Origin of the sequence: Nitrospina sp. 32_T5 (assembly GCF_052156635.1) — a bacterium.
In the GTDB taxonomy this organism is placed as follows: domain Bacteria; phylum Nitrospinota; class Nitrospinia; order Nitrospinales; family Nitrospinaceae; genus Nitrospina.
Genome location: NZ_JBQKUO010000001.1, coordinates 317,625 through 341,933 on the forward strand (window position 1 = coordinate 317,625; position 24,309 = coordinate 341,933).

Sequence of the window (24,309 nt, forward strand, 5' to 3'; positions counted from 1 at the left end):
CCGGCTGACTCATGATTGCAAGTTCCGCTCCGACACGCATCGACCTTTCAGGCGGCACGCTGGACCTGTGGCCCCTGCACCTGTTCTTCGGCAACCCGCCGACCCTGAATGCTGCCATCAACCTTTACGCGCGGGTGGAGATCCGTTCCCGCCGTGACCGCAAACTTATCATCGAGTCGCGCGACCTAAACCACCGCGCCACCTTCTCCAGTCTCAAACACCTGCCCGACAAAAAGCACCCACTGGAACTGATTCTGCGCCTGGTCAAATTGTATGCACCGAAGAAGGGTCTGGAGATCGTCACGCACTGCGCCGCCCCTGCAGGCTCCGGCATCGGCGGCTCGTCGGCGCTCAACATCGCGCTCAACGGCGCACTCAACCGCTTCACCGGCCGGGGTTACCGGCGCGATCAGATGATCGAGATCGCCAAGAACATAGAAACTCAGGTCATCAACGTACCCGCAGGAACACAGGACTACTTCGCCGCCATGTACGGCGGCCTGCAGGCAGTGCAACCGTATTACGATCGGCTGGCGTCGAACCCCATTCCCTTTGAATTGGAGGATGCCACACGGCGTTTCGTGTTGTGCTTCACCGGCAAACCCCGAAACTCCGGAATCAACAACTGGACGGTGTACAAGGAATCGATCAACGGCAAGGCATCGGTCAAGAACAACCTGCAACGCATAGCCGACATCGCGCGTGAGATGGAGTCGGTCCTCAAAAACAAAAACTGGAACCGCTTCGCCAAATTGTTTGCGGAGGAATGGAAAGCCCGCAAAGCCCTGGCGCCGGGCATCTGCACCAGGGAAATGGAAACGATGATCCGCGCGGCGGGCAAGGCAGGCGCGCTGGCCGCCAAGGTGTGCGGAGCGGGCGGCGGCGGGTGCGTGGCGTTCTTCGTTCCGCCGGAGAAGAAACACGCCGTTCAGGAGGTGTTGCAAAAACAGAACGCGCGGGTTCTGGATTTCCGTTTCGTCAAACGCGGGCTGGTGGTGAAATCCGGCTGAAGCTCAATCGCCGTTCCAGCCGGGCACCAGGGTGCGCGGGGTGGTGCCGTCCAGCGCATCAAACACGTTGTCCACCACCAAGTTCGCCATCACTTCGCGCGTGGCGTGGCTGGCACTGCCGATGTGCGGCGGGATGAGGATGTTGTCCAGCTCCGTCATGCCTTCGGTGAGCTCCGGTTCGTTCTCGAACACGTCGAGCGCCGCCCCCGCAATGGTTCCCTTCTTCAGCGCCTCGACCAGGGCCCGGTCATCCATCACCTTGCCGCGCGCGGTGTTGATGAGGTATGCCGTCGGCTTCATCATGGCGATCTGCTCGGCGCGGATCATGTACCGCGTCTCTTCCGTCAACGGCACATGGAGCGTCACGAAATCCGATTCCCTGAGCAGCCGCTCGAGGGGCACCCAGGTCGCATTCAGGCGTTGCTCCTCTTCTTCCGGCAGGCGGTTTCTCTGGCAGTAAAGCACCTTCATGTCGAATCCCAACGCACGGCGTGCCACGGCGCGTCCTATTTCCCCACAGCCGATCACCCCCAGTGTTTTGCCGTACACATCATGACCGAGAAACAGCTTGGCCTGCCATCCCGTAAATTGGCCCTCGCGTGTGTACCGGTCGGCGGGCACGATGGCGCGGGCGATCCCCAGCATCAGCGCCCAGGTGAGGTCCGCCGTCGTCTCGTGCAGGACCCCCGGGGTGTTCGTCACCCAGATTTTGTTCTGCCGCGCCCGGGCGACGTCGATGTTGTTGAAACCCGCACCGTAGTTGGCGACCAGTTTCAATTTATTTCCGGCCCCCAACACTTCGCTGTCGATCCGGTCGGACAAGTAGGTGACCATGGCATCGCTCTCGGCGGCACGCTGTTTCAAATCGGAGACATGCAGGGATGCCCCTGAATCGTTATAAACCACCTGGCAACGCTGGCGCAGCCGTTCGAGTGCGGTTTCGGAAAAGATGTTGGTGACGGTGACAACGGGTTTCATGAGTTCCTTCAGTTCAAAGTTCGCAATGCAGAAAAGTTTTTCAATGATAGGGAAATTTTTCACCTCCCGCCACCCCAAAGCGGCATCGCCGCACGAGCCCCTTCTCTCCCCGGTTTTTCAGCGTGAACCGGGCCGGGGGTTGGGGTAAAATCGTCCTATGTTGAAAGTGACCGAAATATTCAAAAGCGTACAGGGGGAATCGACCCGCGCGGGGCTTCCCTGCCTGTTCGTCCGGTTGACGGGATGCAACCTGCGTTGCCGCTGGTGCGACACGGAATACGCCTTTTACGGCGGCAAGTCCATGAGCGTGGACGAAATCATCCACGCGCTCACCCCGCATAAGATTTCGCTGGTGGAAATCACCGGAGGCGAGCCGCTCCTGCAGGATGAGGTTTTCGGCCTGATGCAGACGCTCCTCGACCGCAACTACACGGTGATGCTGGAGACCGGCGGATCGCTTTCTCTCGAACGCGTGCCCGCGGCGGTGATCAAGATCGTCGATCTAAAATGTCCGGGAAGCGGCGAGGTGATGCAGAACCGCTACGACAACCTCGACCGTCTGCAACCGCACGACGAGGTGAAGTTCGTCATCGCCGACCGCACCGATTACGAATGGAGCCGCGCCACGCTGAAAAAGTACGCCATCGATCAAAAAGTGCCGGTGTTGTTTTCACCCGTTTACGACAAACTGCCTTTAAAGGACCTGACCGAATGGGTGCTGGAAGACGGCCTGCCCATACGCGTCCAGACACAACTGCACAAATGGATCTGGGGCAAGGACGCCATCGGCGTCTGACTCCCTTCACCCTTTCCAGTCACCGTCCTCCGGTTGGAACGTTACCGGAGGTTTCCGGATTTCATGAAAACGTCCTCTTCCGCAAAAACCATCCAGCGCGCTTTGCTCACGTGGTTCGATACCGACCAGCGCGCCATGCCGTGGCGCGAAACCAGGGACCCGTACCGCATCTGGGTCTCGGAGATCATGCTCCAGCAGACGCAGGTGAAAACGGTGATCCCTTATTACGAACGCTGGGTGAAAACGTTTCCCACAGTTGAGAAGCTGGCGCGCGCCCGCGAGAGCACGGTGCTGAAACACTGGGAAGGACTCGGTTACTACTCCCGCGCGCGCAACCTGCACAAGGCTGCCAGGCAGATCGTACGGGAACACAACGGCAACGTACCCGATACGCTGGAGGGCATCCTGTCCCTTCCCGGCATCGGCCGTTACACCGCAGGCGCGGTGTTGAGCATCGCCTACGATCAGCCTCTCCCCGTACTCGACGGAAACGTCAAGCGCGTGCTCTCGCGCCTGTTTGGTCTCATGGAAAACGGCGCAACGAAACAATCCGAAAACATCCTGTGGGAACATGCCGAATCCCTGCTCCCGCAAAAACGCCCCGGCGACTTCAACCAGTCGCTGATGGAGCTGGGTGCCACGCTCTGCCTGCCGCAGAACCCCATGTGCCTGCTGTGTCCTGTCGTTCGACATTGCGAGGCCCACCGGCAGGGCGAACCGGAAAAATTTCCGCCACCCAAACAGCGCGCCGCAACAAAAAAAATCGAAGTGAGTGCCGCCATCATCCAAAGAGAAGGCAAGGTGTTCATCCAGCAACGTCCGCGTGAGGGCCTCATGGGGGGGTTGTGGGAATTCCCGGGCGGCAAGCGGGAACCGCATGAAGATTCCGAAACCTGCCTGGTGCGGGAAATCCGCGAGGAACTCGGCGTGAATGTGGCCATCCGCGAAAAGGTGATGACCATCCGTCACGCCTACACGCGGTTCCGCGTGACCCTGCACGTTTTCGACTGCACGGTGGAATCCGGCCGGCTGCGTCCCACGCATTGCGAACAATGGCGCTGGGTACCGCTGAACAAGCTGGACAGGTACACATTTCCCGCCGCCAACGTGAAAATCGTGAATCACCTCATGCAGAACGGCGGGACAAACGCCAAACCCAAAAGGTCACTCAAAACGTGAAACCCATTATCAAACTCACCCCGGCGACGAAAGCCATCCTGGTCGGCGCACTCGGCAACTTCGTATTGTCTGTGATGAAAATCATCGCCGGCATCGTGGGACGCAGTACCGCGCTCGTCGCTGACGGTGTGCATTCCTTGTCCGACCTGCTGACCGATACGGTGGTGCTGTTCACGTACCGCATCAGCCAGATCCCCGCAGACGACAACCACCCCTACGGGCACGGCAAGGTGGAGAACATAGGCTCCACCATCATTGGCATTGTGATCATTACCGTCGGGGGCGGCTTGATTTACGAATCGTGGAAATCCATCCAGGCCGAAACGCAACAGGTGCCGACACTGGTTGCGGCCATCGTCGCCGGATTGACCATCATTATCAAGGAAGGGCTGTACCAGTACACCCATCTCATGGGGGAAAAGGAGAGCAGTCCGTCTGTCGTCGCCAAGGCATGGGATCATCGCGCCGACGCGGGTTTGTCCCTCGCCACACTGGTGGGTATTTCCGGCGCCATGATGGGTTACCCGATTCTGGACCCGATTGCCGCGGCCGTCGTCGCCATCGGCATTCTGCATGTGGGATACGTCATTGTGCGGGACGGCATTCAGGATTTAATGGATGCAGGGATGAGCGAGTCCAAGGCGCTGGAGATCACACAGTTCATCAACAGCGTCCCCGGTGTCATTCGTTCGCACGACCTGCGTTCGCGCAAGGTCGGGGGCGATTTCCTGTTGGACGTCCACATCCAGGTGGACCGGGAAGCGTCGGTCACGGAGGGTCACCAGGTCGCCGAAGCGGTGCGGCGGCGGTTGATCCGCGAGGAACCCGACATCCAGGATGTGATGGTCCACGTCGATACCGAAGACGACACCAACTTCGAGCCGATCTACCGGGTGAACCGAGGCGATTTGATCCGTCTCGCCGATCCCGTGATCGCCGGAACCCCCGGGGTCGCCGAGAGAACGCGCATCCGCACGCATTTTCACTATGGCCGGATCATTCTGGAAGTGTATGTCAGGCTGGAAGCGGCGCTGAACCGGGAGCAGGAAATTCAAACCGTGAAGGGACTGAAGGAGCGGCTCTCAGCATTGGACCACGTGAACGAGGTGCGCGTGTACCTCGAAACCGAATGAATCATGACCTAAACGACAGGAAAGGAGCTTCATGCCAATCTGCATGACGGCACGTTACCAGGTGGAACCGGAAATGGTCGAGGACATCAAACATACGGTGAAGGAGTTTGTGAAGTACATCCGTATCAACGAACCCACCACCCTGTTCTACATGGCAAACCAGGAGATGGGGCACCCGACGCGGTTTCTTCACGTGATGATCTTCGAGGATGAAAAAGCGGTGGAACGGCATCAACGATCCCCGGCCACCAAGCGGTTCGTGGACGTGGTTTACCCCGCCGCACTGGAACCGCTCGAGTTCAGCCAATTTTATATACTGGGATACAAGGCGTCCTATGAGAGAACCGGAGAGCCGTAATCCGGTTTACTTTTTCACCTTGAACTCTTTCAGGTTTTCGCGGGACCACTTGATGGAAAGCTTCGGCCGGTTTTTGTAGGCTTTTTTCTGGAAAGCCGAGCCGAAGATGAGGGGCAGGGACACGCTCGGTTCAACAAAGGCCATGCAGTGGTTGGCTTCCTTGTTGATCTTGCCCCAGGATTGTGCCTCCGCCAGGGTACTGCCGCTCAACCCTCCCCAGTGGGGCGAATCCGTAGTCATCTGAATCGCGTATTTGTGCCCGCCGGTGTTTTTGCCGAAAATGTAGCTCATCACGATAGAATCGTTGATGTAGTTTTTCGGCACGCCCCCTGCCACGTAGAACGCCGAGGTGCGTTTCGATTTGCACACGATCTGTGTGATCTCGTAGTTGTCGCGGATGGAGTCGATGGTGATCGGCTTCCTGCCTTCCTGTTTTGCCACGTAATAGTGCTCCGTCAACCCGATCCCTATGCTGGAATCGTTGATGGCGGGACAGAAGATGGGCACGCCTTTTTTGCGGGCGGTAACGAGAATGGACTCCGGATCGTCGATGGATTTCGAAAGGTAATGCAGGAACTCGCGGCTGGAGTAGGAGCGCGGTTTCAACGTGTCGGCAAAGGCACCAATCAAGGAATCGTATTGCGCAAACTTTTCCTCATCGACATACGTGTCATAGATACGATTGATCAACAGGTCTCGCAGAACCCGGTCGTCCGCATGCGGGCTTCCGCGGTAATGGCCGGAGCCCTGGGCCGCGTAAAAATCCTGGTACAAAACTGCGCCGGTGGACACCACCACATCGACCATATTGTAATGAATGAGATCGCGAATGACCTTCCTCAATCCCGCCGCAATCAGCGGACCCGCCAGCCCGAGCATGATGGTCGGGCGCTCCTTGTCGGTCAGCATGCGTTCAAAAACGCTGGCGCACATACCCACGTTCCGGGCCTGGATCGACGAGCCTTTGAACGCGTCCACCAGGTCGGCCACGCTCTTGATCTGCGTGTAATCGATGGGCGAAATTTTGGTTTTCAGGAGGTTTTTTTTGAGCTTTTTTTCTTCGGAATCGAGGGGATGAAGACTTTTCAGAAAATCTTTGTAGGCCATTTCTACTCCGGTTGCTTGCTGATGAAATGGAAATCATAGCCTTCCATTCCTTCAAAATCAAGCCCGGAGAAGAAATGGCAATACCCCATACCACCGGAACACCGCGTCAAATGCGGGAGCACAGGTCGTTGGCGTGGTTTTTCGTATCCACCTGGTCGATCGCTTCCACAATTTTTCCGTTTTCATCGATGACGTAGGTGATGCGCGAAGCATACTGATCGTCCTTGCTTTTGATGGCCTGGTAGGCGAGGGAAATTTCGCGGCCAACGTCACACAAGAGGGGATACGGGAAATTGAATTTTTCAGCGAAAGCCTTGTTGTCGGCTTCGTTGTCCAGGCTGACGCCCAGGATCACCGTGTTCTTTTGCTTGAACTGGTCGAACGCATCCCGGAACCCCTGCCCCTCCATGGTGCAGCCCGGCGTGTCCGCTTTCGGAAAAAACCACAGGATCACTTTCTGCCCCCGCAGGTCTTTCAGTGTCACCCGGTTTCCGTTATGATCGTTGACCAGAAAATCCGGCGCTTCGGTTCCAACTTGCAACATCTGTCTCCTCCTTCCGAGAATACGGTCCCACAGTGTCTGGACGATGAATTTGACAAGCGACCATTTGATCATTTCAGGATAGGATGCAGATCCGGTGCCTTGAGGTTTAAAAACTTCACGGACCGCGGGGACCGTCCTTTTCATTCCCGGATCCGGGTTTCAGTCCACGACCCAGAAACGCCGTCAAATCAATGCCATAATAACGAAGCGCGGCCAGGACGAGAGCGCAGGCGGCGGCCTCGTCCAAATTCCCCACAAGAGGCAGGTTGTCCGGGATCAATTCAAAAATTCCGGCGGTGGGGTTGATGAGGTAAAGCAGCCCAAGCAGTCCCGCTGCGGCGACGAGAATGCGTTTGGTCAAATTCCGCTCCTCCATCCTCGTCACCCTTTCAAGAGAAGCTCAGCGATTTTTTCTCCCAACGCCAGGTCCTCCGACCGGGTGATCTTGATGTTGTACTCCGACCCGGCAATGATTTTCAGAGGGCGGCCCAGCCGCTCGATGAGCGATCCTTCGTCGGTGCCGTAATAACCATCCGCAGCGGCGTTTTCGTACGCTTCTTTTAGCAGCGCGTAGCGAAACGCCTGCGGTGTCTGCATTCGCCACAATCCATTGCGGTCCACGGTGCCCTCGACGAACTGTTCCTTGTCCACTTTCTTAATCGTGTCGCTGACAGGAATCGCAACGATCGCGGCACCGTCTTCCCGTGCCGCGGCGATGGAAGCTTCGATGTGTTCCGGTTGAATGAAAGGCCGCACACCGTCATGCACGACCACGATATCCGTATCCGCGTCCAGCGCATGAAAACCGTTACAGACCGAATCCTGCCGTTGTTTGCCTCCAACCACCACATTCTTTACCTTGGTGGAAACCGACTTCGCCAGTTCGCGCACCATGTCAAGATCGCTCGCCGGAACCGCCAGCACGACTTCATTCACCACCCCGCACCGTTCAAACGCTTCGAGTGTGTGCTGCAAAATGGGTTTTCCGCAAAGTGTCAAAAACTGTTTGGGAACGTTCGTCCCCATACGCACACCCTGCCCGGCGGCGGGAATGACGGCAGCCACTTTCATGATGGTTCCTGTTGCAAGTAAATGAATGGGACGGCGTTCACTATAAAATCGTTTCCAGTGCTTCGGCAAGGGTTTTCACCCACACCACCTCGAGGGAGGGAGACGTGCCGCCCGGCGATTTGCGCGAACTGTGCGGCACCACGCAACGGGAGAACCCGAGACTGGCGGCCTCCAGCAGGCGCGGCTCCAGTTGAACCACCGAGCGCACTTCGCCGGTGAGACCGACTTCGCCCACCACCACCACACCCGGATCGACAGGCCGGTTCTGAAAACTGCTGGCGATGGCGACGGCAATGCCCAGGTCCACCGCCGGCTCCGATACCTTGATGCCGCCTGCAAGGTTGACGAAAATATCTTCGCCCGCGAGGTTCAGCCCCAGCCGCTTTTCCATGATCGCGACCAAAAGCGTCATGCGGTTGGGATCGACCCCGGTCGCCATGCGGCGCGGCATGCCGATGGAGGATGACCCGCTGACCAGGGCCTGCACTTCGACCAGCAGGGGCCGCGTGCCTTCCATGGTGGCGACAATGACCGAACCGGTGGTGTCCTGCGGCCGCTCGGCCAGAAAAATTTCCGACGGGTTGCCGACCGGCGTCAGTCCTTCCTGCGACATTTCGAACACGCCCATCTCCGGCGTCGCGCCGAACCGGTTTTTTATAGCGCGCAGGATGCGATACGAATGGCCACGCTCGCCTTCGAAGTACAGCACCGCATCGACGATGTGTTCGAGCGACTTGGGACCGGCGATGGCACCTTCCTTGGTGATGTGACCGATGATGACCACCGGGAGCGAACGCGTCTTGCATTCCTGAAACACCTTGAACGCCACCTCGCGCACCTGGCCGATGCTCCCCGGGGCGGATTGCAGGTCTACCGTGTAAAACGTCTGGATGGAATCGAGCACCAGGACATCCGGTTTCGCCTGATCAATCAGGCGCAAAACCTCCTCGATACAGATCTCAGCACCGATGATGAGGTCGTCATCCAGACAACCCAGGCGCTGGGCGCGAAGCTTGATCTGTTCCGGCGACTCCTCGCCGGAAACGTACAACACTTTTTTCCCAGAGCGGGCCACCCGCCACATGCTTTGCAAAACCAGGGTGGACTTGCCGATACCCGGGTCGCCACCGATCAACACAAGCGACCCCGGGACCAGCCCGCCCCCCAGGGTACGGTCGAACTCTTCAATGCCCGTGGGAAGACGTGAGGAAGGAGCTTCCAGCACCTGCGTGATGGGTTGCAGGGACGGTGTTTCTTTTTTGGCGCGGGGAGTGCGTCTGGAATCGGCCGCGGGTGGGGACACCTCTTCCACCAGCGTGTTCCAGTCTTCGCACGCGGGACACTTTCCCATCCACTTGGGAACGCGGTGTCCGCAGGACTGGCATACAAATGCCGTCAGGGTCTTCGCCATGATGAATTCGTTCCCGGTTCAGCGGCAGGTTTTGTTTGATCCCTCATTTTCACTCGATCATTTATTCAGGATTTTCAAAATGTCGTCACCGCGCGCAATGGCCACGTTGCCCTTGCGCCGCAAGTCTTCCAGACGGTCGCGGAACTCCTTATGCGTCTCTGTGAGCGAACCGGTAACGGTCTGGATATTCTGGTTGATCTTGTTCTGGTTGCCGAGGACCTGCGCCAGCTTGTCCTGCTCCTGCGCGATGGTTTTCAATATCTCAACCAGCCTTGAAATTTTCTCATTGCTCAAGTTGTCTTCAGTGCGCCCGGCATCGATCTTTTGCGACACCGCATCCATCTTATCGTTGATCTGGGCGGTGCTGGTAAGCACACCCTTGGTGGTGTCCACCAGCTTGGAAAACTTGTCATTCGTCTGCTGGCCCAGAGTCCGGACCTGGTCCAGCTTCTGGTTCGCCGTATCGATCTGTTGTTTTGCGGCGGCGTTTTGCGAATCGAGCGATTGCAGTCCCGCCGCGAGTTTGTTCATCTTCTCATCCGAGACCAGCAGGTTGCTCTGAATCACTTCCTGCTGCTTGAGCAACTGCTGGTTCATGACGCGCAAAGCCTCCTGCGCCTGCGCGGTTTCGGTGAGACGCTTGTCCACGATTTCCTTCAACTTTTTCATGGTCTCGCGGGTCAACTCAATGTCCTGCTTGTTTCCCTGCTGGCGCGCGGAGACCTCATCCAGCTTGACCAGTTCCAACTGCTGTTGCTTGAGGCTGTCGGAGAGGATGTCGATCAGCTTTTGGTTTTTTTCCTGGTTACCTGTCTGCACGGTTTCCAGGCGCATCACACCGGCGAGAATGTTTTCATCATGTTTGTTGAGCGTCTGGAACCCGCTGGTCATGACCTGGTTGTTCTGTTTTTGCAGGCTGGCCATCTCCGTCACCGCCGAAACGGCGCGGCCGATACGCTGTTCCTGTGCCTGTCCGATCCGGTCCATGTCCTGGGCCAGCCCTTTCTGCAATCCATGAAAGTTCGCCTCAAGATTTTTCATGAAGGCCTGCTGATCGGCTTTTTGCTGTTCCGCCTGCCGGTTCAGGGCTTCGATCTGCCCCGCGAACTGGCTTTTCAGGTCACCGGTCAGTTTTGCTTCCAGACTGTTCATCTGGGTTTTAACGCGGGTGATGTCGTCATCCAGTTTCACATTGGCTTTTTGATTGATCACCTGGTTCTGCTCGATGGACCCCTGCAAAGAAGCCAGGCTGCTGTTCAGCAGTTCGACCTGACGGGCAATCCGGTTGTGCCGTTTGAGCGTGATATCATTGAGCCTGTTCATTTGGTCCACCAACTGACTCTGGGCCTTTTTAACTGCCGCCAGTTCCGGGAACAGGTTTTCCACCAGCCGGGTATTCAGTTTTTTGAGTTCCGCGTGGATTTGTTCATCCGAGGCATCGCCTCCACCGAACAATTGCGCAAATCCGTTGCTGCCAAACAGAAACAAAACAAAAATAGCGGTTAAGAAAAAAATCAGAGGCTTGGTTTTCATGGTTTCTTCCCGCGAAAAGATTGGGTTGAAAGTGGATCAACTTTGTAGAAAAAGTCGATGACAGGCTTTGAAAAGTCGAAGACAAAAAAAATCGACCGCAACAAGTATACCCTGTTGCGGCCGATCCCTTGAAGAGCTAATTTTCCAACTGCTGAATCGTCAACCTTATTCAGAAATCAGAAAATGCGCGCGGCGGTTGCGCCACCAGCAATTCTCACTGCTTTCAAAGCAGAACGGTTTTTCTTCACCGTAGCTGATGGTGTGCAGGCGGCTTTCATCCACACCCTGGGAAGCCAGGAACTTCTTGGTGGCCAAAGCCCGGCGCTCGCCGAGACCCAGGTTGTAGTTGTTGGTGCCGCGCTCGTCGCAGTGCCCCTGAATTTCCACTTTGGCATTGGGGTTCTGCTTGAGCCATTGCACGTTGGCGCGCAGGCGGTCCTTGCTTTTTTCATCGAGGTCAAAGCTGTCAAAGGCGAAGTAAACGTCTTCGATCTGCGCCGTAGGTTCGAATGCAAGCAGGCGTGCCTCCTCGATCTTTTCCGGCTCTTCCGGCTGCTCAAACACCTTGGCGGTGTCCTCGATGACCGGATTTTCCTGAGGTTCGGCGACAAACGTGTTGTTGCTCATGTCCATTTGTTCGACCTTCGTGGTTTCCTCTTCCTTCGGCGCCTCTACCTGGAAATCAGGAATGGTGGACGATTCCACATTTTCCTCAGGAGATTCGGTAATGAAGGCTCCACTTTCCTCGGTTTCCTGAATCTGGATATCGAAACCCTCTTCCGGCTGGGTTTCCGGTTCCGGAGTGGGTTCCGGCTCCACCGACACGGTTTCGACGGGCTCCTCAGGAGGGTTTTCCACTTCAGGAGCGAGCTTCTTCGCACACCCTGTAACTCCTACCGCCAAAATAAAAATGGCAATGCCACAAATCAAACGCATTTTTTTTGCCTTGAGTAAATTGTTCATAATTTTTCAACCTCTTGTTAACGACTCCCTCATGTTGATGTAGCTATATTATAAAACCGATTCTTGAATTTTTTAACTATGCCGTATTTACAGGGAAAATAACTCTAAGCATTGTAATCAATTTTTTCCCAAAAACCAAATCGAGTTTTTAAATAAATTTTTTAAAAACAACCAGTTAAAGGAATTCCGCCGGGGCAGTTCCTTAATTCACCATTTTTCAATTGGAAATCCCTGTAGCCGATTTGACCCGCAGAAAACCCGATTCTTCCCTATTCGGAGCAACCTGGAGAAGGGTCAATTGTTTTCTCCCTGCAAATACCGTCTGGGATAAGGGGACCAGGTTGGGCTGTAACTGCCTTGGGGCAGGTGCGTCAGCTGGCGGCTGGGTTTTCCGTTGAATCCCTTGATATGAACCGAAGAATACCTCCCGTGCGCCACCCGGTAAGCCAGAAAGCGGCCATCCGGGGACCAGGAGGGTTCTTCCTTGTTACTCGGTCCCTGAGTAAAAAGTGCCGTTTTTCCTGTTTCTGGAAAGAACAACCGGATCTGATGGTAATCCCCCACCCGGGAAGTGTAGGCAATTTTATCGCCATCCGGCGACCATGCGGGGTTGTCGTTGTACCAGGAATCAAAGGTAATGCGGCGCACGCCCTGTTGATCCCCGTCCTCGGCGTCCATGATGTAAATCTGCGGACGTCCCGCTCCCGCGCGGTCGGATGTGAACGCAATACGTTTTCCGTCCGGCGACCAGGTGGGTGAGGTGTCTATATTAAAGTGTCGGGTCAGCCGCGTCAACTCGTTCCACCGGCTGAGCGTGTAGATTTCAGAGTTCTCGTCCTTGCTGAGCGACAGCGCAATGCGCGATCCGTCCGGCGACCACGCCGGCGCGGAATTGAGGCCGGGAATGTCCAGAAGCGTGCGGCGTTTCTCCCCGTTGGTGGACATGAGGACCATATTCGGGTTGCGGTCACGGTACGAGGTGAAGACGATCGTGCGGCGGTCAGGCGACCAGTTCGGCGACAGCACCACCGACTGTTCGTCCGAAATCTGTTTCAGGTTCTCGCCATCGAAATCAACCGCATACAATTCCTTGCCGAAATCGCTGGTGGCGAGGAAACCGATTTGCGTCTCCGCCACGCCGCGTTTGCCGGTCAGCTGGTCCATCAACTCGTCGGCAAACCTCTGCATGATGGTGCGCACATACTGCCGACCACCCTGGTAACGTTTTCCCATCAGGTAACGGTTGTGCACCACGTCGTACAGACGGAAGACAAACTGCACGCCTCCGTTCAGTCCTTCAGTGCGGTACTGTGTCTTCACCAGCCACTGCGTGCCGATGCGGCTCCATTCGAGGAACAGGGGACGCGACTGCCCGCCCTCGGTTGCCGCCAGTTCCGCAAACACTTCGGTTTCCATGGGCCGGAACAATTCGAACAGGCGAAGGTTGGTTTGCAGAATCTCCCGCGCCTCCCTGGCAAGATCCGCATCCTGTCCCGGTTCGGTTTCATAAAATGGAGGGACGGCGATTTCAATTTCCGTCGCCGTTTCCTTATAAAGGTCGAGCTCCACGTCCAACTCGGCCAATGCCGGCAGGGGAAGCAGGAACAGCCCGAAACACACAATTATCGTGAAGGCGAATCGCATATTATTTTTTCGCAATGTATTTGAAGTTGATGGTGATATGCAGGTTGGGCTCTTTCAGGGCGGAAGGAAACTTCGGGAACGGGGCCGAATCCTTGATCGCCATGAGCGCCAATTTATCCAACTGCGAATCGCCGGAGCTGGCCACCAGTTCCGGCTGGTCGATGTTGCCTGCACGGTAAATATAAAAGGAAACCTTCACCTCATTGTGCCCCGCACCGAGGGGGTTTCTCCAGTTTTTGTAAATCTGCTGGTGCACGCGCCCGACGTACTGGGAAAGCGGATCCGCCGCCTGCGCCTGCCCGACCGGTCCCTGATACACAAACGTCTGCTTGCTGCCCGCGCCGGTTGCCTTGCCCTTCATGCCCTTGCCCAGCGTGTCGGACTTGACCGCCCAGATGCGGCTCTTGAATTTTACAGGCTGGGACCGGGTGCTTTCACCCAGGTCAAAGCTGACTTCAACCTCATGCTGTTTGTCGAGCGACGCGATCTTGTCCAGCACCTGCTGGGTCGATTCCATCTGCTGGACAATAAGCGTTTCAAACTCCTGCGTGCTGGTTTTCTTCTGGATGACCACGGGTTTGCTGGATTTTTTGAGTTCCTGCAACTCCTCCAGTTTCTCCAGCAACTCCCGCCGGTCCGCCACCGTCGTATCCGGCGTGCCGCTTTGAATTTTGCGTTTGGCCAGCATGGCGAATTCCAGTTCCTCCAGGCTCAGGTCTTCCTTCCTGGGAACGGGATTGGGCTTCGGCATTTCAATGGGAACGTGCTTCTCCATCTGCAGGGTGTCGAATCCTTTCAACGCCTCGGTCACGCGCGAGGGCCCCGGTTTCTTTTTCTCACCCGGAGACTCCGCAGGCGTTTTCAACGCATCGAGCTCGCGCAGGGAATCTTCCAGCAATGTCGGCGATGACTTTTTATTCGTGGGCTGCTTGACCGTCGGCGGCAGTTTGTCCATCTGTTCCAGTTCCTCCAGGGTGGACAAGGACTGCCCCGGTTTGGTTTTCGGCGTGGGCGTACCGGTGAACGGCAGGTCTTCCAGCTTCACGCTTTTATCCCCCGAGGTGAACTTGCTTTTGGGCTGGGGAACCGGATTCGGTTCCGCTTTGGTGCCCGACGGTTTTTTGGTGAGCGGCTTCTGCGTCACCGGGGTCTCCACCGCACTCTCCTGGGATGGCGACACGGCCTTCTGCTGCTGGCCCTCCTCCGGCAGGTCGCCGGGTTGCGATCCGGGAATGGCGGGAACTTCGACGAGGTCCACCGTGAACACCGGGCGGATTTTCTCCTGCACCCACTCGGACTTCGGCATGAACAGCACGAGGGTCAGCATCAGGCAGTGCACGAACACGCTGATGACGAGCATCTGGTTGAAGTTGTAAAACTGCGAAGAATGCAAACTCATTCTCCCGGCTCGGTCATCATGCCGATGTTTTTCACGCCGGCGCGGCGGATGGTGGCCATGACCTTCACCACGTAGCCGTAATCCAGGTTGCGGTCGGCACGGAAATACACCGATCCCTTTTCGTTGTTTTCAAGGTAGCGTTGCAGTTTCTCGCCCAACTGCACCAGCGTCACCAGTTCTTCCTTGTCGTAATACACCTTCTTGTTACTGCGGATCGAGATGGTCGGCACGTCCTTCACCTCTACCGTCTCGGTGCTTTCTTCCGGCAGGTCCACATCCATGCCGTGCTGCATGAGCGGAGCGGTGATCATGAAAATGACCAGCAGAACCAGCATGACGTCCACGAACGGGGTGACGTTGATGTCCGCCATCAGGCGGGGGTCTTTGCGGTAATCCATAATGCGTTTCCTGGGGGATCAGTAATCGACGGGTTTGCGGAGGAAGTCCTTTTCGGACATGAACAGGAAGTCGCGGGAGAAGTCGTCCATGCGCGCGGTGAAGCCGCGGATCTTGGCATTCAGGTAGTTGTAGAACACGACCGCCGGAATCGCCGCAAACAAACCCGCCGCCGTAGCGATCAACGCCTCGGCGATGCCCGGCGCGACGCCGCCGATGCTGGCGGAACCCTTCACGCCGATCATGCGGAACGAATGCATGATGCCCCACACGGTGCCGAACAGGCCGATGAACGGCGTCGTGCTCCCGGTGGTGGCCAGAAAATCCAGGCGGTGCGCCAGCCTTTCGATTTCGTGGTTGATCGCCTTGGTCAACGACAGGCCGATGCCTTTGAGGTCCTGCTCGGAGAGCGCCACCTCCCGTGCCATTCCGGCTTCGCGCCCCTGTTCGTTGTTGCCGCTGTACCGGTACAGCTCCGAATAGCCGGTCAAAAACACCCGCGCCACGGGGCTGTACTTCAGCTTCTGCGAGAAATTGTAGATGTTGACCAGGCTGGAACTCTGGCTGAACACGCGCAGGAAACTCTGGTCCTCCTGCTTGGCCTTACGGTAAGCGATGAACTTCGTCAGGATGATGGCCCAGGACACGATGCTGAATATGAGAAGCAGTACCAGAACCGCTTTCGCCATGGTGCTGGAACGGGAAACCATTTCAAAGATGCTGAGGGGCATGGTCGATGGATTGAGCGTTTCCATGAAAGAAAAATCCTATGAGTGATGAATGGAACGTGCTTGCGAACTTCCGGGCAGGGACGCCTTAATTTATTTAAAATCAATCACCTATTAAAAAAAACGCCTTTAGTTTACCGCATTCAGGAGGCGCAATTCAATCGGGGGAATCTGCAAAAAAACAAGGGTGGGAAATTCAGCGGTTTTGTTTCCCCCACTGGGGGGAGGAACTTTGTATTCAGTAACAGAGGTGAGAAAGAAGCGAAAAGAGAAGAAACGTGGAGGGGTCGAGCCGGTTTCAGCCTTTGACGCGTTCCTGGTAGGCGCCGGTGGAGGTGGACACGCGCACGACTTCGCCGATGTCCACAAACTGCGGCACGGTGACAACCAGCCCTGTCTCCAGGGTCGCGGGTTTGCCGGAGCCGGATACCGTCGCGCCCCGCAATTGTGGCTCGGTATCGACCACTTTCAACTCGACCGTCTCCGGCGGTTGCACGCCGATTGGCCGGCCGTCATGAAACTCCACGGTCACGCGGCTGTTGGGAAGCAGGTACAGCTTCACGTCGCCCAGCACGTCGGACTCGATGAAAATCTGCTCAAAGGTTTCGCTGTTCATGAAGCAGTAGCCGCTGGTCGCATCCTCGTACAGAAACTCCATCTCCGACTGCTCGAGCGTGGCGCGTTCGATTTCCTCGTCGGCGCGGAACTTGACCTCGGTCTGGGTGCCGTCTTTCAAACTGCGCAGTTTGGCCTGCATGAAGGCGCGCTTGTTGCCGGGGGTGCGGTGCTCGGCCTTCATCACCCGGTACAGGTCCTTGTTGTAAACGATCACGTGACCGGCACGGATGGAGTTGCCGCTGATGTAGTTTGCCATCTAAAAAATCTCCTGAATGCACAACGATTGCCAAAACCGCCCCGCACCGCGTTCTTACGGACCGCAAGCCGACTGGTTTGATGGATGTTTACGGGACCTGGAAGAGTGGGATTCGAGCCGAATCGAGGCACGATCATACCACAAAATGGATAAAGGGTGCCAGATTCCCCACCGGCGCGCCGGGGTGCGTCGCCAAACCGGCGAAATTGTGGCACAATCCGGTCCATGGACTGCCCTCTCTGCACGTCTCCCACCCGGGAGTTTGCCCACAACCCGCAACGCGAATACCGCCTGTGTGAAACCTGCCACCTGATTTCCGTGCCGTCCAAATCGCATCCCTCCCGCGAGGAAGAGGAGATGCGTTACCGCGAACACGAAAACAGCCTCGACAACCCCGGCTACGTTGCCATGTTCATGGACAAGATCCGCCATATCAAGGAACACTGCCCGCAGGCGAAAACCGCACTCGATTACGGATGCGGTTACGAACCGGTGCTCGCCGCCCTGCTTGAACGCGAGGGCTATCGCGCCGAAAAGTACGATTCCATTTTCTTCCCGGACCTGCCTGAGGACAGACGCTTCGATGTTGTTGTCTCCACCGAAACTTTTGAGCATTTTCACAATCCGGCACGCGAGATGGAGCGCATCGGCGGCCTGTTGGAATCCGCGGGGTTTCTTGCGGTGATGACACGGTTTTATACGGAAATGAGTCCGGAGCCGAATTCTTCGTCGTTTCTCAACTGGTACTACCAGCGCGATCCCACCCACGTCTGTTTTTACCGGCTGGAAACGTTCGACTGGATCGGCCGCACCTGCGGTTTCCAACGCGTGTTCGACAATGGCAAGGATTTCGTCATTCTGCAGCGCAGGGAACGGAGCGGTGTTTAATTTATCCGTTCCCTCTTGAAAAAATCTTAAAATCAGGGATCATCTAGTTCGAAACATCTTTATCCACTCCTTCAACCAAAGAAAGCATCATGGCTGGCGAATATATCTTTTCCATTTCCCAACTGCGCAAAACCTACGGCGCCAAAACGGTATTCGAGGACATCAATCTATTTTTCTATCACGGCGCGAAGATCGGCATCGTCGGCGAGAACGGCACCGGAAAATCCACCCTGCTCCGCATCATGGCAGGCGAGGACCAGGATTTCGAGGGCAAGGCGCAACCGCTGAAAGGCACGAAGGTCGGCATCCTGCACCAGGAACCGCAACTCGATCCGGACAAGACCGTGCGCGAGGTGGTGGAGGAGGCATTCGAGCCGATCCAGAAACTCATCAACGAGTTCAATGAAGTCAGCGCCAGCATGGCCGAAGCCCTGCCGGAAGAAGAGATGGAACGCGCCATGGAGCGCATGGGCAAGTTGCAGGATGAAATCGACGCGGTGGACGGATGGGAACTGGACCGGCAGATCGAGGTGGCGATGGACGCGCTCGTCCTGCCGCCCGACGACCAGAAAACCGGCACGCTCTCCGGTGGGGAAAAACGCCGCGTCGCGCTGTGCCGACTGCTCCTCCTCAAGCCCGACATCATCCTGATGGACGAGCCCACCAACCACCTCGACGCGGAAACCGTCGCCTGGCTGGAAGACACGTTGAAGGAATACCCCGGCAACGTCATTGTCTCCACCCACGACCGCTACTTCCTCGACAACATCACCAAGTGGATTCTGGAGTTGCAGGGCGGACGCGGCATTCCGTTCGAAGGCAACTATTCTTCGTGGCTCCAGCAGAAGGCATCGCGCCTGGCGCAGAAGGAGAAGTCCGAGTCCAGCCTGCGCAAACGGCTGGAGAAGGAACTGGAATGGATCAACACCAATCCCGGCGCCCGCCGCACGAAAAACAAAAGCCGCATCAAGGAATTCGAAAAACTGTCGCAGAAGAAAGCAGACAACGGCGACAACAGCCTGGATATCCAGATCGCGCCCGGTCCGCAGTTGGGCGACAAGGTGATCGAGGCGCGCGGCCTCAGCAAAGGCTACGGCGACACGCCCCTGATCGAGGACCTCACGTTTTCCATTCCGCGCGGCGGCATCGTCGGCGTCATCGGTCCCAACGGCACCGGCAAGACCACCCTGTTCCGCATGATTGTGGGGGAAGAACAACCCGATGGTGGCTCATTGGAGGTGGGACCGAGCGTGCAGTTGTCATACGTCGATCAGCACCGCGACGAACTCGATGACAATAAAACCGTGTTCGAGGAGATCACCGGCGGCACCGACCAGATCGAGGTCGGCGACCGCGTCATGAACTCCCGCGCCTACGTCGCGCGTTTCAATTTCCGCGGCGGGGACCAGCAGAAAAAGGTCGGCAACCTGTCGGGAGGGGAGCGCAACCGCCTGCACCTGGCGAAACTGTTACGGCGCGGCGGCAACGTACTCCTGCTTGACGAACCGACCAACGACCTCGACGTCACCACCCTGGGCAACCTGGAAAACGCCATCCTCGATTTTCCCGGCTGCGTGGTGGTGATCAGTCATGACCGTTTTTTCCTGGACCGCATCTGCACGCACCTGCTCGTGTTCGAGGGCAACAGCAAGGTGCGCTGGTTCGAGGGCAACTTCGAGGCCTACCAGGAAACGCGCCGGCAGGAGTTGGGGGGACGCGAGGAGAACCGCCGGTCGAAGTACAAGAAACTCACCCTGCATTGAGGAGACGCGCCATGCGGAACCGGACGGTCATCGCCTGCGGCCTGCTCCTGGCGGGCTGGCTCATGATGCCCGGCCCGGCGGGCGCGGACGATTTTCTCGACACCCCCAAATCCGACGCCAACATCAAGCCGTTTGTCTTTCCCAAGTCGATGAAGGTGATCCAGAGTTGCACGGCAGCGGAGTTCTGCCTGCATCACACGCCGGAGGTGACCCGCGGGCAAAAAGCGTATGCGGATGATCTCGGTCTGGACCCCGTGGGCGTGGACCGGGTGTTTGCCGACAAGGCTCCGGTCAAACGCACGCTGATGAAGATCGATCCCGCACGCCTCGCGCCGCTCACCCTGGGCGACGACCTGCACCGGCCCGTCAACCGCGGTACGCTTCTGAAGCTGGGCGAACAGTACGACGAAGACATCCTGCTGGTTTACCGCGCCGGATTTGCGTGGCATCCGGACAACCCGCAGATCCTCCTGCAGGGCCTGCTTTACCTGGCGAAGCAGAAAAAGGTGCTGGCCCTCTCCGACGTTTCGCACGGCGTGGAATACGGTTTGCCGCACCCGGAAGAAACGCTGGGCGGCATTTACTTTTCTTTACTGGAGCAGATGGAAGACGAAGCCCGCCGCATCCTGCACGCGCACAAATACGAAAAGCGCCGCTCAAACTACTGACGCTTCACTGGCCCGCGAAGGTGCGCAGGTAAAGAACCAGCTGCCAGATTTCAGTCTCCGAGAGGTTCGGGTGGGCCGGCATGGACGTGCCCGGCGAGCCGTTCCGGATGACCCAGAACAACTGCCCGTCGGGAAGGTCTTGCATGGTGGCGGCGCAGGTGAAATTGCGCGCCGGGGGTGTGCTTTCGAAATCCGGGTCGCCCAACCCATCCCCCCGCTCACCGTGACAGGTTTTGCAGGTGAGGGGTTTGGCCGTACGCTGATACAGTGCCTCGCCCTGCGCCAGGTTTTCGCCGGTCGCCTCAAGAGGGTTGGTGCGTTTGTAGAACGCCGACGGTGCGCGCGGGGTGCTGCGTTTTTGCGGACAGACGCCCGACGATGAGACCCGAGTGACCTGGGCCTCCTGCTTCTCCTCCATAAATTCCGGCATCTCCACTTCCGTGGTACCGCCGCAGGCGGACAACGCCGCCATCCAGCATCCCAACCCCATCCCTATCCATTTCTTCATGATTCGAATTCCATTTTCAAAAGGGAGGGCCTTTCTATGCCGTATCCTTGGAAAGGCCCTCGTTGCCGCTCGCGTTTCAATTTCCCTTGAACGTTTCGCGGAGGTAGGCGATGACATCCGCCACGCCCTGATCGCCCAGGGTCAACCCCCAGTAAGGCATGTACGGCGACTTGCCCACCGACTTGCCTCCGTAGTAAATAACATTGTACAGGTAGTCCTCCGGATAGACGTTCAAAGGCAACTCCCAATGCACCGCGGGTTTGGGGTCCAGTCCGGAAGCCGCCGGCCCGTCGCCTTTGCCTTCCGCACCGTGGCACTGCGCGCAGTATTCCTTGTAGATCGTCGCCCCGCGTTCAGCGCTGGCGTTCTGGAAATGCTCGCTCTTCCACGGTTCATAAAACTGAAAGTCGGGATCGCCCTCCGTCGCCAGGAATCCGGTGATGTAATACAGGCCCAGTCCGCTGACATCGGCGACGAACTCGCCGCTGTGCGGCACGAAGTCCGGCGGATTGGAATTGAAACGGTAAATCCAGTCCTTGTTCAGACGCTTGCCGGGATTGAAAAACGAGGCACTCTGGGGTCCGCCGAGCTTTTCATCGTCCTCCATGATCTGGTGGCATCCAATGCAGGAGTGTTTTTTGAACAGTTCGCGGCCGAACTGGGCGTGAAGCTCGGTGAATTGGGACAGGTCGATGGCGTCCTTCTTGACGCGCGCATCCTGCAGATGTTTTTCGAAGTAGTCTGCCATCGCTTCCGCCTGCTCTTTGGTGAGGGCGGGGTGATTGACCGGCGTTTGCGAGATGTCCCACCGGTAATTTTTCTGATAAACGTTGTCTTCCTGGCCCATCAGCCAGCGGACCAGCCACGGGCGCTGGAACTTGACGCCCGCCCACATGAGGTCAGGAGCCCGCAATTCAAAGCGGGATTTGGCCTCGCCTTCAAACCGGTGGCAATTGGAACAACTGTGGTCGATCAGCTTTCTGGCGACCGACTCATCCGCCGCGCTCGCAGGCGAAGCCGGCAGGAACAGCAATAACAGGAAAGCAGAGATGGCGAGGCGGAAACAAATGCGGAATACAGGCAGACAATTCATAAGGCAGCTCCTTTCAAAAACCGCAAACCTTCCACATTGCAGGAACCCATGTTCCTGCAATGTGGAAGAATTTGAAGGACGGATCGTGTGACCAGCCCGGTAGGCGGTTGTGAATGGACCCTGTCTGCCTGCTGAAATCCGGGCCTTACTTTGACAACTGGCGGATGTAGAGGATCAGCTTCCACACCTCGTTCTCATCCATGAACGGGTAAGGCGGCATACCGGTGGGCGTGCCGTTTTTGATGATCCAGTACATCTGCCCGTCGGTGATCTCCTGCATGGTTTCCCCGCAGGTGAAATTGCGCGGCAAAGCTTGAAGTCCGTTGGCCATCATGCCCATGCCGTTGCCCGAAGGACCGTGACACACCTTGCAGGCGGTGGGTTCCGCCGTCCATTGGTAAAGGGACTCGCCCTTCTCGATGTTTTCCTTGGTCGGTTCCAATGGATTCTTCAGGTTGTACACCGTCTTCGGAGCCTGAGGCGCGGTGCGGGTCTGCGGACAGATGCCTTTGCCCCCGCGGCCCATTCCGTGGTGCAGACCGTGTCGTTCGTGATCCCCGCCATGCGGACTGCCCTGGTGCATGGCGAGCTGGATTGTTTCGTTGTCTCCGGAGCCCGGAGTGTCTGCGTACGAAAACTGCGGTCCCGTCGCAAAACCTGCAATGAACAGGGACAAGGAAAGAGCCCTCATCCAGAAAGTACGTTGGTTCATGGTTCCCCTTGTTCGTTGGTTGAATCTACTTTTGAAAAGTTTCGTATATATAAAATCAACTGCCAGATTTGATCCACATCCAGCGATCCAAACGCCGGCATGACGGTTCCCGGTGAACCGTTGCGGATCACCCAGAACAGTTGACCGTCCGGGAGGTCCTTCATGGTTTGAAAACAGGTGAAGTTGCGCGGCTTCGGATGCACAGCCTTGAACATGATACCCAGTCCGTTCCCCGAAAGCCCGTGACACACCCGGCAGGCATGCGGTTCGGCATCGAAATGGAACAGCGTTTTGCCTGCCAGGATGTTGGCCTCTGTCGGCTCCAGCGGGTTTTCCAGGTCCAGGTATTCCTGCGGCGCCGTGGGCGTCTGGCGGGTTTGCGGACAGATTCCCGAATGCCCCGGCATGTCCGTCAAACCCGGCGGGGCGGCGGGGACCAGCAACAAAGCTGTGAATACCAGTTCGAGAACCTGCATGGCACTCCCTTCTCCGCCCGCACCCAAAAGCGGAAAAACTCCGTTAATTTTCCGGCGGCAGCTCCGGCGCGACCACTTCGATGGGTTCGCCTTCGAGCGCCTTCATAAACTCCACCAGGTCGTTGACTTCCTGCTTGCTCAGTCCCAGCGGGGTGATGAAAGGACTTTTGTTTTCATCGACATCCCCGCCGCGGTTGTAAAACTCGATCACATCCTTGAGTGTCTTCTCGCTTCCATCGTGCATGTAGGGTCCCGTTCGGCTGACATGACGCAGTCCCGGCGTTTTGAACGCGCCCTTGTCAGAATCGTCCTTGGTGACGCCATAGCGCCCCATATCGTTCCCCTTCACTCCGATGTTGTGGAAATTACTGTCGGTGAAAGCGGGTCCGTTGTGGCAGATGGAACACTTGGCCTTGCCGAAGAAAAGGTTCATGCCGTTGATTGCCGACTTCGACATCGCGCTTTTATCCCCGTTGTTGTACTTATCGTAGGGAGAATTCTTCGAAACCACCGAACGTTCGAACGTGGCAATGGCCTTGGCAATGTTGTCAAATGTCAGGCCGCCCTTGCCGAACACCGTTTCGAACCGTTTTACGTAACCCGGAATGGCTTTCAACTTTTTCACCAGCTCATCCGGATTCTGGTTCATCTCGATCGGATTCGGGATGGGTCCCTTCGCCTGTTCTTCCAGCGAGGGCGCACGACCATCCCAGAACTGTGCTTCGAAGTAACCGCTGTTGATGATGGTCGGCACATGCCGGGGCCCTTTGCGATTGAAGTCGTGACCGATAGGCGTGGGCAGGCCGTCGCCCCAGCCGAGACCGGGATTGTGACAAGTCGCACAACTGATAAAATTACTACTCGAAAGCCGGGGGTCGAAGTACAGCATCTTGCCCAGTTCTTCCTTCTCCTTTGACCACGGATTGTCCTTCGGATGGGTCATCTTGGGAAGGGGTTCGTAAAACGACTCCTCAGCATGTATGGCACGCGGCTGGGCGACCCACAAAAGAGCCACCGCCAGCAGAACAGCGTTGGGCACAACTTTCATCTCTCAGCTCCTCCTGGATCGTACCTCCA

26 protein-coding genes are annotated in these 24,309 nt (G+C 57.1%); 8 read left to right on the top strand and 18 right to left on the bottom strand.

All coding sequences use genetic code 11. From position 1 onward, the window contains the following. The first annotated feature begins 11 nt into the window (after positions 1 to 11). The gene (locus ACTRW9_RS01390) at positions 12 to 1,010 is read left to right on the top strand and encodes a GHMP family kinase ATP-binding protein (RefSeq protein ID WP_442428019.1); all 999 of its coding nucleotides are present in this window, start codon (positions 12 to 14) and stop codon (positions 1,008 to 1,010) included. A 3-nt stretch (positions 1,011 to 1,013) separates the two neighbouring features. Here the strand turns inward: ACTRW9_RS01390 and ACTRW9_RS01395 are convergent, their stop codons facing one another. Then, entirely contained in the window at positions 1,014 to 1,988 is a 975-nt protein-coding gene (locus tag ACTRW9_RS01395) for a 2-hydroxyacid dehydrogenase (RefSeq protein WP_442428020.1), read from the bottom strand. Positions 1,989 to 2,145: 157 nt separating this feature from the next. On the opposite strand from ACTRW9_RS01395, the gene ACTRW9_RS01400 reads away from it, so the two are divergent. From ACTRW9_RS01400 to ACTRW9_RS01415, 4 genes are all read left to right on the top strand, one after another. Beyond that, positions 2,146 to 2,784, top strand: a complete 639-nt coding sequence (locus ACTRW9_RS01400; RefSeq protein ID WP_442428021.1) for a radical SAM protein — start codon at positions 2,146 to 2,148, stop codon at positions 2,782 to 2,784. 63 nt (positions 2,785 to 2,847) lie between these two features. Further along, complete coding sequence (gene mutY, locus ACTRW9_RS01405) at positions 2,848 to 3,963, top strand: A/G-specific adenine glycosylase (RefSeq protein WP_442428022.1); 1,116 nt, start codon at positions 2,848 to 2,850, stop codon at positions 3,961 to 3,963. Beyond that, positions 3,960 to 5,096, top strand: a complete 1,137-nt coding sequence (locus ACTRW9_RS01410; RefSeq protein WP_442428023.1) for a cation diffusion facilitator family transporter — start codon at positions 3,960 to 3,962, stop codon at positions 5,094 to 5,096. Before mutY ends, ACTRW9_RS01410 begins: the two co-directional genes overlap by 4 nt. A gap of 31 nt (positions 5,097 to 5,127) precedes the next feature. Further along, on the top strand, positions 5,128 to 5,454 hold the full coding sequence (locus ACTRW9_RS01415) for a putative quinol monooxygenase (RefSeq protein ID WP_442428024.1): 327 nt from the start codon (positions 5,128 to 5,130) through the stop codon (positions 5,452 to 5,454). A gap of 6 nt (positions 5,455 to 5,460) precedes the next feature. Here the strand turns inward: ACTRW9_RS01415 and ACTRW9_RS01420 are convergent, their stop codons facing one another. The 12 genes from ACTRW9_RS01420 to efp form a co-directional block, all read right to left on the bottom strand. Next, entirely contained in the window at positions 5,461 to 6,561 is a 1,101-nt protein-coding gene (locus ACTRW9_RS01420) for a deoxyhypusine synthase family protein (RefSeq protein WP_442426613.1), read from the bottom strand. 106 nt (positions 6,562 to 6,667) lie between these two features. Next, complete coding sequence (locus ACTRW9_RS01425) at positions 6,668 to 7,105, bottom strand: peroxiredoxin (protein WP_442428025.1); 438 nt, start codon at positions 7,103 to 7,105, stop codon at positions 6,668 to 6,670. A 115-nt stretch (positions 7,106 to 7,220) separates the two neighbouring features. Continuing rightward, entirely contained in the window at positions 7,221 to 7,466 is a 246-nt protein-coding gene (locus ACTRW9_RS01430; RefSeq protein ID WP_442426615.1) for a DUF1232 domain-containing protein, read from the bottom strand. Positions 7,467 to 7,486: 20 nt separating this feature from the next. Further along, positions 7,487 to 8,176, bottom strand: a complete 690-nt coding sequence (ispD, locus tag ACTRW9_RS01435; RefSeq protein WP_442428026.1) for a 2-C-methyl-D-erythritol 4-phosphate cytidylyltransferase — start codon at positions 8,174 to 8,176, stop codon at positions 7,487 to 7,489. Between the two features lie 40 nt (positions 8,177 to 8,216). Further along, complete coding sequence (gene radA / locus ACTRW9_RS01440; protein ID WP_442428027.1) at positions 8,217 to 9,587, bottom strand: DNA repair protein RadA; 1,371 nt, start codon at positions 9,585 to 9,587, stop codon at positions 8,217 to 8,219. A 57-nt stretch (positions 9,588 to 9,644) separates the two neighbouring features. Beyond that, a complete protein-coding gene (locus ACTRW9_RS01445; protein ID WP_442428028.1) occupies positions 9,645 to 11,120 on the bottom strand; it encodes a hypothetical protein in 1,476 nt (491 codons plus the stop codon). Between the two features lie 165 nt (positions 11,121 to 11,285). Beyond that, a complete protein-coding gene (pal, locus tag ACTRW9_RS01450; RefSeq protein WP_442428029.1) occupies positions 11,286 to 12,056 on the bottom strand; it encodes a peptidoglycan-associated lipoprotein Pal in 771 nt (256 codons plus the stop codon). 321 nt (positions 12,057 to 12,377) lie between these two features. Continuing rightward, positions 12,378 to 13,727, bottom strand: coding sequence for a hypothetical protein (locus tag ACTRW9_RS01455; RefSeq protein WP_442426620.1), 1,350 nt, complete (start codon positions 13,725 to 13,727; stop codon positions 12,378 to 12,380). A 1-nt stretch (position 13,728) separates the two neighbouring features. Beyond that, a complete protein-coding gene (locus ACTRW9_RS01460; RefSeq protein ID WP_442428030.1) occupies positions 13,729 to 15,126 on the bottom strand; it encodes an energy transducer TonB in 1,398 nt (465 codons plus the stop codon). Beyond that, entirely contained in the window at positions 15,123 to 15,524 is a 402-nt protein-coding gene (locus ACTRW9_RS01465; protein WP_237099306.1) for an ExbD/TolR family protein, read from the bottom strand. The genes ACTRW9_RS01460 and ACTRW9_RS01465 overlap by 4 nt, the downstream gene beginning before the upstream one ends. An 18-nt stretch (positions 15,525 to 15,542) precedes the next feature. Next, positions 15,543 to 16,277: a protein TolQ gene (tolQ, locus tag ACTRW9_RS01470; RefSeq protein WP_442426622.1), complete on the bottom strand. Its 735-nt coding sequence runs from the start codon at positions 16,275 to 16,277 to the stop codon at positions 15,543 to 15,545. Positions 16,278 to 16,548: 271 nt separating this feature from the next. Then, positions 16,549 to 17,124, bottom strand: coding sequence for an elongation factor P (efp, locus tag ACTRW9_RS01475; RefSeq protein WP_442428031.1), 576 nt, complete (start codon positions 17,122 to 17,124; stop codon positions 16,549 to 16,551). A gap of 225 nt (positions 17,125 to 17,349) precedes the next feature. Between efp and ACTRW9_RS01480 the strand changes: the two genes are divergently transcribed. From ACTRW9_RS01480 to ACTRW9_RS01490, 3 genes are all read left to right on the top strand, one after another. Continuing rightward, positions 17,350 to 18,012, top strand: a complete 663-nt coding sequence (locus ACTRW9_RS01480; RefSeq protein WP_442428032.1) for a class I SAM-dependent methyltransferase — start codon at positions 17,350 to 17,352, stop codon at positions 18,010 to 18,012. Between the two features lie 89 nt (positions 18,013 to 18,101). Next, positions 18,102 to 19,775, top strand: a complete 1,674-nt coding sequence (ettA, locus tag ACTRW9_RS01485) for an energy-dependent translational throttle protein EttA (protein WP_442428033.1) — start codon at positions 18,102 to 18,104, stop codon at positions 19,773 to 19,775. An 11-nt stretch (positions 19,776 to 19,786) separates the two neighbouring features. Beyond that, entirely contained in the window at positions 19,787 to 20,443 is a 657-nt protein-coding gene (locus ACTRW9_RS01490) for a hypothetical protein (protein WP_442426626.1), read from the top strand. Between the two features lie 4 nt (positions 20,444 to 20,447). On the opposite strand, the gene ACTRW9_RS01495 is transcribed toward ACTRW9_RS01490, so the two are convergent. The 5 genes from ACTRW9_RS01495 to ACTRW9_RS01515 form a co-directional block, all read right to left on the bottom strand. After that, on the bottom strand, positions 20,448 to 20,951 hold the full coding sequence (locus tag ACTRW9_RS01495) for a c-type cytochrome (RefSeq protein ID WP_442428034.1): 504 nt from the start codon (positions 20,949 to 20,951) through the stop codon (positions 20,448 to 20,450). 76 nt (positions 20,952 to 21,027) lie between these two features. Continuing rightward, the gene (locus ACTRW9_RS01500) at positions 21,028 to 22,044 is read right to left on the bottom strand and encodes a c-type cytochrome (protein WP_442428035.1); all 1,017 of its coding nucleotides are present in this window, start codon (positions 22,042 to 22,044) and stop codon (positions 21,028 to 21,030) included. A 145-nt stretch (positions 22,045 to 22,189) separates the two neighbouring features. Next, positions 22,190 to 22,756: a c-type cytochrome gene (locus tag ACTRW9_RS01505; RefSeq protein WP_442426629.1), complete on the bottom strand. Its 567-nt coding sequence runs from the start codon at positions 22,754 to 22,756 to the stop codon at positions 22,190 to 22,192. Beyond that, positions 22,753 to 23,232 (bottom strand): c-type cytochrome, encoded by a 480-nt coding sequence (locus ACTRW9_RS01510; RefSeq protein WP_442428036.1) that lies wholly within the window; start codon positions 23,230 to 23,232, stop codon positions 22,753 to 22,755. The genes ACTRW9_RS01505 and ACTRW9_RS01510 overlap by 4 nt, the downstream gene beginning before the upstream one ends. A 43-nt stretch (positions 23,233 to 23,275) precedes the next feature. Beyond that, positions 23,276 to 24,280, bottom strand: a complete 1,005-nt coding sequence (locus ACTRW9_RS01515) for a cytochrome-c peroxidase (RefSeq protein WP_442428037.1) — start codon at positions 24,278 to 24,280, stop codon at positions 23,276 to 23,278. Positions 24,281 to 24,309 lie beyond the last annotated feature (29 nt).

Coding starts and splice junctions, on each gene's coding strand:
- ACTRW9_RS01425 (WP_442428025.1), bottom strand. CDS start 7,105: ATGTTGCAAGTTGGAACCGAAGCGCCGGATTTTCTGGTCAACGATCAT.
- ispD (WP_442428026.1), bottom strand. CDS start 8,176: ATGAAAGTGGCTGCCGTCATTCCCGCCGCCGGGCAGGGTGTGCGTATG.
- ACTRW9_RS01505 (WP_442426629.1), bottom strand. CDS start 22,756: ATGAACCAACGTACTTTCTGGATGAGGGCTCTTTCCTTGTCCCTGTTC.
- tolQ (WP_442426622.1), bottom strand. CDS start 16,277: ATGGAAACGCTCAATCCATCGACCATGCCCCTCAGCATCTTTGAAATG.
- efp (WP_442428031.1), bottom strand. CDS start 17,124: ATGGCAAACTACATCAGCGGCAACTCCATCCGTGCCGGTCACGTGATC.
- ACTRW9_RS01510 (WP_442428036.1), bottom strand. CDS start 23,232: ATGCAGGTTCTCGAACTGGTATTCACAGCTTTGTTGCTGGTCCCCGCC.
- ACTRW9_RS01495 (WP_442428034.1), bottom strand. CDS start 20,951: ATGAAGAAATGGATAGGGATGGGGTTGGGATGCTGGATGGCGGCGTTG.
- ACTRW9_RS01490 (WP_442426626.1), top strand. CDS start 19,787: ATGCGGAACCGGACGGTCATCGCCTGCGGCCTGCTCCTGGCGGGCTGG.
- ACTRW9_RS01500 (WP_442428035.1), bottom strand. CDS start 22,044: ATGAATTGTCTGCCTGTATTCCGCATTTGTTTCCGCCTCGCCATCTCT.
- ACTRW9_RS01395 (WP_442428020.1), bottom strand. CDS start 1,988: ATGAAACCCGTTGTCACCGTCACCAACATCTTTTCCGAAACCGCACTC.
- ACTRW9_RS01455 (WP_442426620.1), bottom strand. CDS start 13,727: ATGCGATTCGCCTTCACGATAATTGTGTGTTTCGGGCTGTTCCTGCTT.
- mutY (WP_442428022.1), top strand. CDS start 2,848: ATGAAAACGTCCTCTTCCGCAAAAACCATCCAGCGCGCTTTGCTCACG.
- ACTRW9_RS01390 (WP_442428019.1), top strand. CDS start 12: ATGATTGCAAGTTCCGCTCCGACACGCATCGACCTTTCAGGCGGCACG.
- ettA (WP_442428033.1), top strand. CDS start 18,102: ATGGCTGGCGAATATATCTTTTCCATTTCCCAACTGCGCAAAACCTAC.
- ACTRW9_RS01445 (WP_442428028.1), bottom strand. CDS start 11,120: ATGAAAACCAAGCCTCTGATTTTTTTCTTAACCGCTATTTTTGTTTTG.
- pal (WP_442428029.1), bottom strand. CDS start 12,056: ATGCGTTTGATTTGTGGCATTGCCATTTTTATTTTGGCGGTAGGAGTT.
- ACTRW9_RS01415 (WP_442428024.1), top strand. CDS start 5,128: ATGCCAATCTGCATGACGGCACGTTACCAGGTGGAACCGGAAATGGTC.
- ACTRW9_RS01400 (WP_442428021.1), top strand. CDS start 2,146: ATGTTGAAAGTGACCGAAATATTCAAAAGCGTACAGGGGGAATCGACC.
- ACTRW9_RS01420 (WP_442426613.1), bottom strand. CDS start 6,561: ATGGCCTACAAAGATTTTCTGAAAAGTCTTCATCCCCTCGATTCCGAA.
- ACTRW9_RS01460 (WP_442428030.1), bottom strand. CDS start 15,126: ATGAGTTTGCATTCTTCGCAGTTTTACAACTTCAACCAGATGCTCGTC.
- ACTRW9_RS01480 (WP_442428032.1), top strand. CDS start 17,350: ATGGACTGCCCTCTCTGCACGTCTCCCACCCGGGAGTTTGCCCACAAC.
- radA (WP_442428027.1), bottom strand. CDS start 9,587: ATGGCGAAGACCCTGACGGCATTTGTATGCCAGTCCTGCGGACACCGC.
- ACTRW9_RS01515 (WP_442428037.1), bottom strand. CDS start 24,280: ATGAAAGTTGTGCCCAACGCTGTTCTGCTGGCGGTGGCTCTTTTGTGG.
- ACTRW9_RS01465 (WP_237099306.1), bottom strand. CDS start 15,524: ATGGATTACCGCAAAGACCCCCGCCTGATGGCGGACATCAACGTCACC.